This is a genomic window from Microbacterium sp. GXS0129 (assembly GCF_044769785.1).
Lineage (GTDB): Bacteria > Actinomycetota > Actinomycetes > Actinomycetales > Microbacteriaceae > Microbacterium > Microbacterium nymphoidis.
In genome coordinates, this window is record NZ_JBIZVZ010000001.1 from 804,120 (window position 1) to 816,183 (window position 12,064).

The 12,064-nt window shown below is 68.2% G+C and carries 10 protein-coding genes; 7 read left to right on the forward strand and 3 right to left on the reverse strand.

Features of this window, described 5'->3' with window-relative positions; translation table 11 throughout:
• Positions 1-66: 66 nt before the first annotated feature.
• From ribD to ACIQJ5_RS03550, 3 genes are all read right to left on the reverse strand, one after another.
• A complete protein-coding gene (ribD, locus tag ACIQJ5_RS03540) occupies positions 67-1,755 on the reverse strand; it encodes a bifunctional diaminohydroxyphosphoribosylaminopyrimidine deaminase/5-amino-6-(5-phosphoribosylamino)uracil reductase RibD (protein WP_402840946.1) in 1,689 nt (562 codons plus the stop codon).
• Between the two features lie 162 nt (positions 1,756-1,917).
• Positions 1,918-2,919, reverse strand: coding sequence for an ABC transporter ATP-binding protein (locus ACIQJ5_RS03545; RefSeq protein ID WP_402842029.1), 1,002 nt, complete (start codon positions 2,917-2,919; stop codon positions 1,918-1,920).
• Positions 2,909-3,922 (reverse strand): ABC transporter ATP-binding protein, encoded by a 1,014-nt coding sequence (locus tag ACIQJ5_RS03550; protein WP_402840949.1) that lies wholly within the window; start codon positions 3,920-3,922, stop codon positions 2,909-2,911. Before ACIQJ5_RS03550 ends, ACIQJ5_RS03545 begins: the two co-directional genes overlap by 11 nt.
• Positions 3,923-4,074: 152 nt before the next feature.
• Between ACIQJ5_RS03550 and ACIQJ5_RS03555 the strand changes: the two genes are divergently transcribed.
• The 7 genes from ACIQJ5_RS03555 to ACIQJ5_RS03585 are packed head-to-tail and all read left to right on the forward strand — an operon-like array spanning position 4,075 to position 12,060.
• Entirely contained in the window at positions 4,075-5,283 is a 1,209-nt protein-coding gene (locus tag ACIQJ5_RS03555) for a dipeptidase (protein ID WP_231090379.1), read from the forward strand.
• On the forward strand, positions 5,283-6,923 hold the full coding sequence (locus ACIQJ5_RS03560; RefSeq protein WP_402840954.1) for an ABC transporter substrate-binding protein: 1,641 nt from the start codon (positions 5,283-5,285) through the stop codon (positions 6,921-6,923). The genes ACIQJ5_RS03555 and ACIQJ5_RS03560 overlap by 1 nt, the downstream gene beginning before the upstream one ends.
• 25 nt (positions 6,924-6,948) lie before the next feature.
• Positions 6,949-7,911 (forward strand): ABC transporter permease, encoded by a 963-nt coding sequence (locus ACIQJ5_RS03565; RefSeq protein WP_231090376.1) that lies wholly within the window; start codon positions 6,949-6,951, stop codon positions 7,909-7,911.
• A complete protein-coding gene (locus tag ACIQJ5_RS03570; RefSeq protein WP_231090375.1) occupies positions 7,908-8,861 on the forward strand; it encodes an ABC transporter permease in 954 nt (317 codons plus the stop codon). The genes ACIQJ5_RS03565 and ACIQJ5_RS03570 overlap by 4 nt, the downstream gene beginning before the upstream one ends.
• A gap of 28 nt (positions 8,862-8,889) precedes the next feature.
• Positions 8,890-10,068: a Xaa-Pro peptidase family protein gene (locus tag ACIQJ5_RS03575; protein ID WP_231090374.1), complete on the forward strand. Its 1,179-nt coding sequence runs from the start codon at positions 8,890-8,892 to the stop codon at positions 10,066-10,068.
• Between the two features lie 22 nt (positions 10,069-10,090).
• On the forward strand, positions 10,091-10,984 hold the full coding sequence (locus ACIQJ5_RS03580) for an alpha/beta fold hydrolase (RefSeq protein ID WP_231090373.1): 894 nt from the start codon (positions 10,091-10,093) through the stop codon (positions 10,982-10,984).
• The gene (locus ACIQJ5_RS03585) at positions 10,981-12,060 is read left to right on the forward strand and encodes an Lrp/AsnC family transcriptional regulator (protein WP_402840961.1); all 1,080 of its coding nucleotides are present in this window, start codon (positions 10,981-10,983) and stop codon (positions 12,058-12,060) included. The genes ACIQJ5_RS03580 and ACIQJ5_RS03585 overlap by 4 nt, the downstream gene beginning before the upstream one ends.
• The last annotated feature ends 4 nt before the right edge of the window (positions 12,061-12,064 follow it).

The window sequence follows — 12,064 nt, forward strand, 5'->3', positions numbered from 1 at the left end:
GCCCGTCGTCAGCGTTTCATCAGGAATCGCTTCACGAAACGTCACCGCTTCGTGTCGCCGACCGGCTCAGCCCTGCGGGTGCAGCAGCGCGTCGTCGATGATGTGCCCCATGCGCGCCCGCTTGGTCTCGAGGTAGCCCTCGTTGTTGGGGCCGACTCCCACCACGAGGGGAACCTGCTCCGCCACCGTGACGCCGAGACTCTCCAGCTGGTGGACCTTGTCGGTGTTGTTCGTGAGCAGACGCACCTCGTGGACGCCCAGGTCGTCGAGGATCGCCGCGGCGGCCCGGTAGTCGCGAGCGTCGGCCGGCAGCCCGAGCGCCAGGTTGGCGTCGAGGGTGTCCAGCCCCTGCTCCTGCAGCGCGTATGCGCGCAGCTTGTTGAGCAGGCCGATACCGCGCCCCTCCTGACCGCGCATGTAGATGACGACGCCGCCGTGCTCGTTGATCAGGTCCAGGGCGGCGTCCAGCTGAGGGCCGCACTCGCACTTCTCCGAGCCGAACGCTTCGCCGGTCAGGCACTCCGAGTGCACGCGGACGAGTGCGCGCTCGCCGAGCTCTCCCGCCACGATGGCAAGGTGATCGGTGCCGGCCTCGGCGTCGTGATAGGCGAGGAATCGGAAGGTGCCGTGCACGGTGGGGACGGTGGCCTCGGCGCTGCGGACCGTGGTGGAGGCTGCCGTGCGGGAGTTGTCGATCATGCGGGGCTCTTCCGTGATGGTGCGCGCGCCGGGCGCGGGTGAGACGAGGGGCGTCACGCGAGCGTGAAGAAGCTGGTCGGATCCGAGTGCGATGAGGGTCGGCTCGGTGAGGCGGATCGCCTCCGGCATCGACGGTACGCCGATCTCGCCGAGAGCGAGGCGTGAGCCGCCGAGAAGAAGGGGAGCGGTGTACACCAGGACGTCATCCACCAGCCCCGCGGCGAAGAAGGCCGACGCCAGTGCGGGACCGCCCTCCACGAACACGGACTGCACGCCGCGCTCAGCGAGATCCGTGAGCACGGCGGCGAGGTCGTGGGTGCGCGCATGAATGAGCTCGCGCGGGTGCGCGCGCAGACGAGCATCCTCGGGGATCGCGCGTTCGCCGATCACGACCGGAATCGGCTGGTGGGCGTACAGCTCATCGCCGTGACGGGCTGTGAGGGAGGGGTCGTCGGCGAGCACCGTTCCGGTTCCCACCACGATGGCGTCGTGCTCGGCGCGGCGACGGTGTACGTCGGCGCGCGCCTCGGGGCCGGTGATCCACTGGCTCGTACCGTCATCGGCGGCGGCGCGCCCGTCCAGGCTCTGCGCCCACTTGACCGTCACACGCGGGCGCCCGAGGCGGACGAGCTCCAGCCAGGATTCGATGAGCTGTGCGGCCTCGACGCTGAGCAGCCCGGATACGACGTCAACGCCGGCGGAGGCCAGCCGGCCGGCGCCACCGCCCGACACGGCGCCGGGGTCGGCCAGCGCATAGACCACCCGGGCGACGCCCGCGTCGATCAGCGCCTGTGCGCAGGGCCCGGTGCGCCCGGTGTGATTGCACGGCTCCAGCGTGACGACAGCGGTGGTGCCGCGCGCTGCGCCCGCAGGAAGATGTGACAGGGCGTCCACCTCGGCGTGCGGTGTCCCGGCCCCGCGGTGCCAGCCCTCGGCCAGCACCTCACCGTCGGGCGCGAGGATGACGGCGCCCACCTGCGGGTTGACGCCGCGGGGGCCACGCGCTGCGAGCACCAGGGCCCGCGCCATCGCGCGGCGTTCGGCATCGCTGAACATGGGGTCCTGACTGTCGGGGATATGACGCGGGTGCGCCTCATCGGCTGCGCACGAGTGTATTCAACGCCACCGACACCCGTTCATTCCCGTTCAGCGAAATCCGCTGTCACGCCGATCGCCGCCGGCACCGCCCCTGCACAGTGAGGAGGTGCCGGCGACGGATCAGCCCGCCGTGAGGGACAGCACCTGATCGGCGTGGAAGCAGGCCGTCTGCCGCCCGCCCTCACCGATCGGCTCCAGCGGCGGAACCCCTGTTGCGCACGCCGATGTGGCGAAGGCGCAGCGGGGGTGGAACCGGCAACCCGACGGCGGGTTCACGGGCGACGGGGGTTCGCCGGTCAGTCTGGTGCGCTCGGACAGCTTGCCGCGCTCAGCACGCGTGTGCGGCGGGATGGCCGACAGCAGCGCACGGGTGTACGGATGCGCGGGGCGGCTGAACACGTCGTCGGTGTCGCCGAGCTCCACCACCTTGCCGAGGTACATCACGGCCACCCGATCGGCCACGTGCCGCACCACGGACAGATCGTGCGCGATGAAGACCACGGAGACGCCGAGGCGACGGCGCACGTCGTCGAGGAGATTGATGACCTGCGCCTGCACCGAAACGTCCAGGGCGGACACCGGCTCGTCGCAGATGAGCACGTCGGGATCCAGTGCGAGCGCCCGGGCGATGCCGATGCGCTGGCGCTGTCCTCCGGAGAACTGGTGCGGGAACCGGGACGCCATCTCGGGCGCGAGCCCGACCAGCCGGAGCAACTCCGCGACGCGCTCGCGGCGGCTGGCGGCCGTCCCAGTGCGGGTGGCGGCCAGCGGCTCCGCAATGATCTCGTTGACCGTCATACGCGGATTCAGCGACATGTACGGGTCCTGGAAGATCATCTGGATTCCGCGCCGCATCAGCGCGCGCTGGCGCATGCTCCCGGTCGACACGTCGGTGCCGTCGTAGACCAGCGAGCCGGCGTCCGGCGTCTCCAGGCCCACGAGCATGCGCGCCAGCGTGGATTTGCCGCAGCCGGACTCTCCCACGACACCCAGCACCTCGCCCCGTCGCAGGGCGAGGTCCACACCGGCGACGGCGGAGACGCGCGTGGGGCGCAGTCCCCGGCCGGTGGTGAACGTGCGCGTGAGGCCCTCGGCCTGCAGGATCACATCCTCAGTGGACATCGACACGGAGAACCTCCTCGGTGCGGAAGCAGGCGGCGGAGCGGCCGGAGCCGATCGCCTGCAGTTCGGGTCGGGACTCGCGGCAGCGGTCGATGGCCAGCGGGCAGCGGGGATGGAAGGCACAGCCCGACGGGGTCTGCGCGGGCGTGGGAGGGCTACCCGGAATCGCGTACATCCGCTCGGTGCGGGTGGCGGCCGGCATGGAGCGAAGCAGCGCCGCGGTGTACGGATGTGCGGGATGCTCCAGCACGGTGTCCCCGTCGCCGGCCTCCACGATCCGTCCGGCGTACATGACGGCCAGCCGATCGGCTACCTCCATCACCACTCCCAGGTCGTGGGTGATGAGCAGGATGCCCATCCCCAGCCGATCCCGGAGCGATGCGAACAGGTCGAGGATCTGCGCCTGCACGGTCACGTCCAGTGCTGTGGTCGGCTCGTCCGCGATCAGCAGCACCGGATCCAGCGCGATGGCCATGGCGATCAGGATGCGCTGGCGCATGCCGCCGGAGAACTGGTGCGGGTAGTCGGCAACGCGGCGGGAGGGGGAGGGGATTCCCACGAGCCCCAGCAGCTCGACGGCACGCGCGTGCGCCTCCTTGCGGCTGATGCCGCGGTGAGCGCGGAGCAGGTCGATGATCTGATCGCCGATGCTCAGTACCGGGTTGAGTGCTGACAGGGCATCCTGCAGCACGAGGCTCACACGGTCGCCGCGCATGCGCCGGCGCTCCTCATCCGAGCAGGTCAGCAGATCCACGCCTCCGGCGACGAGGCGCTCCGCCGTCACCGTGCCCTCGTCGATGAGTCCCATCACCGCCCGGGCGGTGACGGACTTGCCGGAGCCGGACTCCCCGAGCAGCGCGACGAACTCGCCGCGGCGGACGGTGAGGTCGATGCCGTGCACGATCTCGACCGCGCGGGTGCCGGAGCCCACTCTCACCCGCAGGCCGGCCACCTCCAGCACCGGGCCGGCAGCCGCGGAGTCGTTGTCCACAGAAGTCGTCATGGAGACCACTATGCCGCGGATTTGTTTCGTGTGCATTAATTCTTCACCGAAATGTCTCAAACAAGTTGACAAGCGTGCCGAATTGTCGAGATAGTCATCATCACCCCGCGTCTGACCGCGGCCAACCAACCGATCCTGAGCAAGGGAGCAGCATGCTCGAACCTGCCGCGCGGTACACCGGCTATACCGCATACGACTATCTGGAGCCCGGCGTCGACTTCCGGGAGTTCCGCTACGCGAAGCAGATCGGCCGGGTGCCCGAGTACCAGGGCCTCCAGCTGACCGAGGAGCAGAAGCAGCGCACCACGCGCCTGCTGACAGACGAGATCGTCATTTCGCTGCACGATCACGTGCAGGTGTTCCCCGAGGACATGGGCGAGCTGCGCGACCACATCCGCCAGGGCCGCGAACCCACCGGCTACGAGGGCCTCAGCCGCTCCGGCCTCACGGCGGTGTTCGACAACGGCATGGACGGCACCTGCTGCATCTCCTCCGACGCGGGCTGGAAGTACCAGGATGTGCTGTTCGACCTCGGCGTTCGTATGGCTGACCTCGCGCACCAGGACTTCGTGATCAAGGCCGAGTCGCTGAAGGACATCCGTTACGCGGCGGAGACCGGACGCGTCGCGCACGTGTTCGCTCTCGAGGCGGCGACGATGATCGAGAACGAGGTGGATCGCCTCGACGTGCTCTACGGCTTCGGCGTCCGTCAGATGGGCATCGCCTACTCGGAGGCGAACATGCTCGGCTCCGGGCTCAAGGAGCGCGGCGACGGCGGCCTCACGTACTTCGGTGAGCGGGCGGTCGAGCGCATGAACAAGCTCGGCATCGCGATCGACATCTCCCACTCGGGCGATCGCACCTGCGTCGATGTCATCAAGCACTCGAAGGTGCCGGTGTTCATCACCCACGCGGGAGCGCGAGGACTGTGGCCGACGAACCGCATGAAGACGGACGAGACCATCATCGAGTGCGCGAAGCGCGGTGGCGTCATCGGCATCGAGGCCGCACCCCACACCACCATCTCGCCGCAGCACCCGAAGCACTCCCTGGATTCCGTGATGGATCACTTCGAGTACTGCGTGAACCTCGTCGGCATCGACCACGTCACCTTCGGACCCGACACCCTCTTCGGCGACCACGTGGGCCTGCACGACGCGTTCTCCTCGAACCTGTCGATCGGGCAGGCGCACGGTCACGTGGACTACGAGAAGCAGCCCTACATCGACGGCATCGAGAACCCCGCCGAGGAGTTCTACAACATCATCGGCTGGCTCGTGAAGAACGGCTACTCCGACGACGAGATCCGCAAGGTCGTCGGCGGCAACACGATGCGCGTGCTTGAGGAGGTGTGGGTCTGATGCGCGGACGGCTCCTGGCGCTCGGCGCGGCTCTTGCTCTCACGGTGAGCCTTGCCGCGTGCGCGCCGCAGGCACCCACCTCGCCCACAACCGACGCCGGTACCACCGGCGGCGCGTCGGCGGGAACGGGTCCCAGCGACAAGACGCTCTCGGTGGGCACCACCACCGACGTCGTCAACTTCAACCCGGTGCTCGGCAACAGCCGCACCGACTCGTGGGTGACGAACCTGATGTACCCGCACCTGCTCTCCATCAGCGACACCGGCTCCAAGGAGCCGAACGTCGCCACCGACTGGGGCTACGTGGACGACACCACCGGCTTCTACGAGATCCGTGACGATCTCGTGTGGAGCGACGGCACCCCGCTCACGGCGAAGGACGTCGCCTGGACGCTGAACGCGGTGAAGAAGGACGAGGCGCCCGGAACGTTCTTCGGTCAGCTCGGCAACCTCGACACCGCCACCGCGGTGTCGGACACCCGCGTCGAGCTCACGCTCTCGCAGCCGGACTCGTCCATCATCGAGGAGATCGGATTCTGGGGCGTGGTCGTCCCGCAGCACGTGTTCGAGCCGAAGGGCTCGATCGCTACCTTCGCGAACGACGGCAAGGACGGCGGATGGGTGGGCCTCGGCCCGTTCATCATGTCCGACTTCCAGGTGGGCCAGCACTACACCCTCAAGCGCGTGGACTCCTACCCGCTCGTCGACGGTGGCGTGCCGGGCCCGGCAGAAGTGGTCTACCGCGTGTACCCGGACGTCAACACCGAGATCCTGGCGCTGCAGAGCGGCGAGATCGACGTCATCGCGAACGCGCTGCCGCCCACCCAGGTCGAGAAGCTGCGCTCCACGGCAGGGCTGCAGGTGATCGAGGCGGCCGGTCTCGGCTACGCGCACATGGTCTACAACATGGACAACGCCGATCTCGCCAAGACCGAGGTGCGCCAGGCGCTCGCCCACGCGGCGGACTACGAGGCCATCCGCACGGTCGTGCTGCAGGGACAGGCGGTCTCCACCGGCTCCAGTGCGCTGATGCCCGTGCTCAAGGACTACTACGACGACTCCATCACGGAGTACGAGTACGACCCCGAGCAGGCGCGGTCACTGATGGAGAAGGCCGGCTACACGGCAGGCGCCGACGGCATGTTCCCGCTGGAGTTCCGTCTCATCTACTCGCTGCAGGATGCGGTCAACAGCCAGTGGGCGCAGATGGTGAAGGACAGCGCGGCCGCAGCGGGCATCAAGATCACGCTGCAGGGTTCCGAGCGCAACACCTACCTGGCGCAGACGAACGAGGGCGACTACGACATCTATGCGGGCAACTTCGCCATCATGGACGACCCGGTCACCAACTTCGCGCTCTCCTACCTGCCGGGCGGGGCGATCAACTACACCCACGTGGATGATCCGGAACTCAACGCGCTGATCGAGAAGGGCATGGTCACCTTCGACAAGGACGACAAGATCGCCGTCATGCGTGACGCGAACAAGATCGTCCACGAACAGGTGTACGACAACATCATGTACACGCAGAACCTGTTCTTCGCCGCCAGCGACAAGTGGACCGGCTTCGTCTCGAAGCCGAGTGAGCTTCTGTCCATCGTCAACCCGCTCTCGCTCGCGAGCGCGACGCCGGTCGAGTGACCGGCCGCTGAAAGGGGTCGCCCGGGTGTCTCGTCTTTCGTTCCTGCTGGGCCGCGTGGGTCGCGGGCTGCTCACGATCTGGTTCGCCGTGACCGTGACCTTCCTGCTGCTTCGCATCCTGCCAGGAGATCCAGCGCTCGCGCTCGCGAGCCCGAACATGACCGAAGACATCCGGGCGACCATCCTTCAGCAGTACGGGCTGGACCAGCCCCTGATCGTCCAGTACGGGCTGTACATGTGGCAGCTCGTGCAGGGAAACCTCGGCATCTCGTTCACGCAGTCGGTGCCCGTGGTGGACGTGATCATGCAGCGGCTGCCCTGGACGCTGCTTCTCACCCTCACCGCCCTCGCACTGACCATCATCATCGGCATCCCGCTCGGCGTGGCCGCGGCCTCGCACAAGGGCCGCGCCACCGACCGGGTGGTGCAGATCCTCGGGGTCACCGGACAGTCCCTGTTCGTGCCGAGCGTGGGCATCCTGCTGCTGTTCGTCTTCGGCCTGTTCCTCGGCTGGTTCCCCATCGGCGGCGCCTTCGACAACGGGGTGTACGGCATGGACTGGTATCTCAGCGTCGCCCGCCATCTCGTGCTGCCGGCCGTCTCATTGATGCTCGTGCAGATCGGCTCCTACGTGCTGACCATGCGATCCACGCTGATCGACGCGCTGGGGGAGGACTACGTGACGCTCGCGCGGGCCAACGGGCTGCCGTACCGCCAGATCCTCTGGAAGCACGCGCTGCGAAACGCGCTGCTGCCCACCACCACACTGATCGGCCTGCAGCTGGGCTTCCTGGTGGGAGGGGCGGTGCTCACGGAGACAGTGTTCGCCTATCCGGGCGTGGGCCGCGGCATCTACGACGCGGTGACCCAGCTGGACTTCCCTGTGCTCCAGGGCGCATTCCTCATGCTGGCGCTCACGGTCGTGGTCGCCAACATGGCCACCGACATCATCTACGGCTACCTCGACCCCCGGGTGAAGACCTCATGAGCGAGAACCTCCACAACTCCGTCGCAGCGCAGGCCCCGAAGCCGGCCGTCGAGACCGCCGTCGCCGGCGCCATCATCGACGCCGGGGCGCACGAGCCGGTCGCCACCGAGAACGTCCGTGCGTCCGTGCACACCTGGCGTCAGTTCCGCCGTGATCCGCTCGGGATGATCTCCCTCGCGGTGCTGCTCGCGCTCGCGGTGATCTCGGTGGCTGCGGGTCTGCTGGCTGCATATCCGGCCAGTTACGGGCCCGATGTGCTGCAGCCGCCGTCGGGTGAGCACTGGTTCGGCACCGACTCGCTCGGCCGCGACGTGTACGCGCAGGTGATCTGGGGCACGCAGCAGAGCGTGCTGGTCGCCGTCGCGGCGTCTGTCATCGCCATCGCCTTCGGCACCTTCGTGGCCGTGATCGGCGCCTACTTCCGACGCGCGGACGGGTTCATCAGCGTGATCGTGGATATGACGCTGTCCCTGCCCGTGCTGCCGCTCATGATCCTGGTCGCCGCCCTCGTCGGGCCGAGCACCACGACGATCATCCTGGTGGTGGCGGCCTTCTCGTGGCCGGAGGTGACCCGCCTGGTGCGCTCGCAGGCCCTCACGGTGGTGGGGCTGCCCTACGTGGACGCCGCACGTCTGATGACCACCTCGCCGTGGTGGATCATCACCCGTCACGTGCTTCCCGCTGTGACGCCGGTGATCGTCGTCTCGGTCGTGGTGACCGCCTCCCGCGCGGTGCTCTCCGCCGCCGGCCTCGCCTTCCTCGGTCTCGGGGACCCGACGACGTGGTCCTGGGGTCGCATCCTCTACGAGGCACAGCAGGCGGGGGCGATGTCGAGCGCGTGGTGGCTGACGCTGTTCCCCTCCCTCGCGATCCTCGCCCTGGTGCTCTCGGCGACGCTGCTGTCGATCGCCTACAACGACGCCCGCAACCCCCGCAACCGTGCGCGCTGACGCGCCCGATGCCCACAGGAGCAACGACATGGTGTTCTCCCAGCGACTCTCGCCGGACTTCTTCCCCCGCGTGCACGAGCGCGTCCGCGCCGCGATGGCCGACGACGGAGTGGATGCGATCCTCACCGACGATCCGGAGGACATCGCCTATCTGACGGGCTTCTTCCACCACCCCTCGGAGCGCCCGGTGGCCGTGTGGCTGGATCTCACCGACGAGGTGGTGATGCTGGTACCGGCGCTGGAATGGGAGTACGCGCAGGCGCAGAACGCCACCGCGGAGCTGGTGTCCTTCCCGGAGTATCCGGGGATCGTCCCGCCGTTCGAGTTCCTCGCCCGTCGCGTGGGAGCCTCCGGCAGGCGCATCGGCTTCACGGCCACGATGTCCACCTCTCGTCTGCTGGCCGCGCAGGCCGCGTTCGCAGGCTCCGTGCTGACGCCATCGGACATCGTGCTGCACAGCCGCTACATCAAATTCCCGGAGGAGATCGCACTGCACCGCGAGGCCGCCCGCATCACGGACCTGATGCTGGTCGCGGGCGTGGAGCTGGTGCGCGAGGCCGTAGCCGCTGGCGGACAGCTGCCGAGCGAAGCGGAACTCGAGCGGCACGTCACCTCGGTGGGCGTCTCCACGATGTACGCGGAGCACGAGAACGTGGTCGTCGCCTCGCTGCTCGCGGGCGGACTCGTCTACTCCGGGCCGAACTCGGCCTTCCCGCACGGCCTGCCGTCGGCGCAGCGCCTGCAGCCGGGAGATACCTTCATGCTATCGCTCGGCTGCGCGGTGGGCGGACGATTCGTGGAGGGCGAACGCACCTTCGTGCTGGGTGAGCCGAGCGCGGACCAGATCCGCTATCACGACACCGTCCGAGAGGCGCAGGAGGTGGGAACCCACGCCATCGCGCCCGGCGTGGAGTGCCGCGAGGCGAATCGTCGCTGCCTCGATGTCATCCGCGCTGCGGGCCTGGGCGAGCACCTGCGCCATCGGCAGGGCCACGGCATCGGGCTCGGCATGCACGAGGCACCCTGGCTGGAGGACGGCGATGCCACGGTGCTCGCCGCCGGCATGGTCGTCTCCAACGAGCCCGGCATCTACATCCCCGGCCACGCCGGCTACCGCATCAGCGACAGCATGCTCGTCACCGACAGCGGTGCCGAGCGGCTCACCGCCTTCCCGCGGGATCTCGCATCCTGCACCATCGCTCTCTGAATCTGACCGAAAAGGAGTCTCCATGACCGACAAGCAGGTATCGCCGGAGTTCGCGGCCGCCACCACCGAGGCGCAATGGGTGCAGATCAACGGGAACCATCTGGCGGTGGAGGTTCTGGGGCCCGAGGGGGCGCCGGTCATCATCACCCACCACGGCGCGCCCGGACTCGGCTCCCGGGCAGAACCCCGCGCGAGCTTCGGTCGCCTCGCCGACGAGTACCGCGTGGTGGTGTTCGACGCGCGCGGCAGCGGTCAGAGCGAAGGCAACGGCACCTTCAGCCACGAGCAGTGGGCGGCCGACATCGACGGCCTGCGCGAGTGGATCGGTGCCGAGCGGATCGTCATGGCGGGTGGTTCCTACGGCGGGTTCATGGCCATGGAGTACGCCCTGCGCTACCCCGACCGCGTCGCCGCCGTGGTGCTGCGCGACACCAGCCCGGACAACGGCAACGCCCATCTCGCGCGGGAGAACGCGCTCGCGAGTGACCGGGTCGACATCGACATGGAGAAGTTCGACCGCATCGACCTCGGTCAGGTGCGCGACAACGAGGACCTCAAGGACTGCTGGCGCGAGATCCTGCCGCTGTACGACTTCGTCTACGACCCGGAGGCTGTGGAGCGCAAGGTCGAGGCGACCCCGTACCGCTATGAGGCGCACAACTACGCGTTCTCGGTGAACCTCGTCGACTACGACCTGAAGCCCCGGCTGCACGAGATCTCGGTGCCGACACTGATCACGGTTGGCCGGACCGACTGGATCACCCCAGTATCGTGTAGCGAGACGATCGCTGAGCTGGTACCGAACTCTGAGCTGGTCGTCTTCGAGAAGTCGGGGCACTCCCCGCAGATCGAACAGGCGGAGGAGTGGACCCAGACAGTGCGGGACTTCCTGCACCGGGTCTACCCTCCGAAGTGACCACGACGGTGGCAGGGGGGACAGGGGGACGCAGTATCGACGAGCTGGACAAGCAGATCATCGTCGCCCTGCAACAGGACGGACGCGCCAGCTGGCGCGCGATCGCCGACCAGGTGGGCGCTGCGGTCTCCACCGTCGCCCGGCGGGGGCAGCAGCTGCTCACGGACGGCATCGTGCGTGTGGGCGTGATTCCCACGCTCGGCAACTCCGGACGGGTGGAGTCGTTCCTGGTGCGCGTGAACTGTTCGCCGGGCACGCAGATGGACGTGGCCGAACAGCTCGTGAAGTCGCCGTACGTGCGGTTCGTGACCCTCGTGACGGGGCGATTCGACCTGTACGCCGAGGTGGTCATCACCGGTGGTCCCGCGCAGCAGACGCGCGTTCTCACCGGGCTGCAGTCGATTCCGGGGATCGAGCGCTGGCGCAGCGACTTGCTGACCTTCAACTACAAGGTCAGCTTCGACTGGGGCCGGCAGCTGTTTGAGCCGGATGCCACCGAGAGCGGCTCGGAGGCGCTCATGCCGCCGCCGAACTCATGCGAACCGGACCATTTCGACGACGCCGATCGTCGCATCGTGGGCGAGCTCTCCGTGGACGGGCGTGCCTCGTTCCCCTCGATCGCGACGAAGCTCGGGATGAATGAGAGCAGCGTCCGACGCCGCTACGAACGTCTCAAAGCGAACGGCTGCATCACCACGGCCACGTCCGTCACGGCGGCGTCACTCGGGATGAGCGCCGAGACGCTCATCATCCTGCGGGTGGCGCCTTCGCACCTGGAGCGGGTGGCGCAGGCCCTGCGCCCGCACCTCGCGGTGCGCTTCATGGCGGCGGCGCTCGATGAGAGCTCGCTCTACTGCGAAGTGATCCTGCCCTCCACCGACGACCTGCACCGCTTCCAGACCCAGACCCTGGGAAAGCTCGACGGTGTGAAGGGGTGGACCGCGTGCATGGAGCTGGTGTTCATGAAGCGCGGTTTCGTGGAGACTCCGGGCTGGCGCGATCAGGTGATGTACGACCAGGGCGAGATGCCGGCCAACCCCTGGCTGCAGATCCCTCCGGGCACCGCGTTCACCTGATCGG

What these genes read in the sequence shown, in the direction of transcription:
- ACIQJ5_RS03570 (WP_231090375.1), top strand. Translation starts at nt 7,908, where the DNA reads ATGAGCGAGAACCTCCACAACTCCGTCGCAGCGCAGGCCCCGAAGCCG.
- ACIQJ5_RS03555 (WP_231090379.1), top strand. Translation starts at nt 4,075, where the DNA reads ATGCTCGAACCTGCCGCGCGGTACACCGGCTATACCGCATACGACTAT.
- ACIQJ5_RS03545 (WP_402842029.1), bottom strand. Translation starts at nt 2,919, where the DNA reads ATGTCCACTGAGGATGTGATCCTGCAGGCCGAGGGCCTCACGCGCACG.
- ACIQJ5_RS03550 (WP_402840949.1), bottom strand. Translation starts at nt 3,922, where the DNA reads ATGACGACTTCTGTGGACAACGACTCCGCGGCTGCCGGCCCGGTGCTG.
- ACIQJ5_RS03560 (WP_402840954.1), top strand. Translation starts at nt 5,283, where the DNA reads ATGCGCGGACGGCTCCTGGCGCTCGGCGCGGCTCTTGCTCTCACGGTG.
- ACIQJ5_RS03580 (WP_231090373.1), top strand. Translation starts at nt 10,091, where the DNA reads ATGACCGACAAGCAGGTATCGCCGGAGTTCGCGGCCGCCACCACCGAG.
- ACIQJ5_RS03575 (WP_231090374.1), top strand. Translation starts at nt 8,890, where the DNA reads ATGGTGTTCTCCCAGCGACTCTCGCCGGACTTCTTCCCCCGCGTGCAC.
- ribD (WP_402840946.1), bottom strand. Translation starts at nt 1,755, where the DNA reads ATGTTCAGCGATGCCGAACGCCGCGCGATGGCGCGGGCCCTGGTGCTC.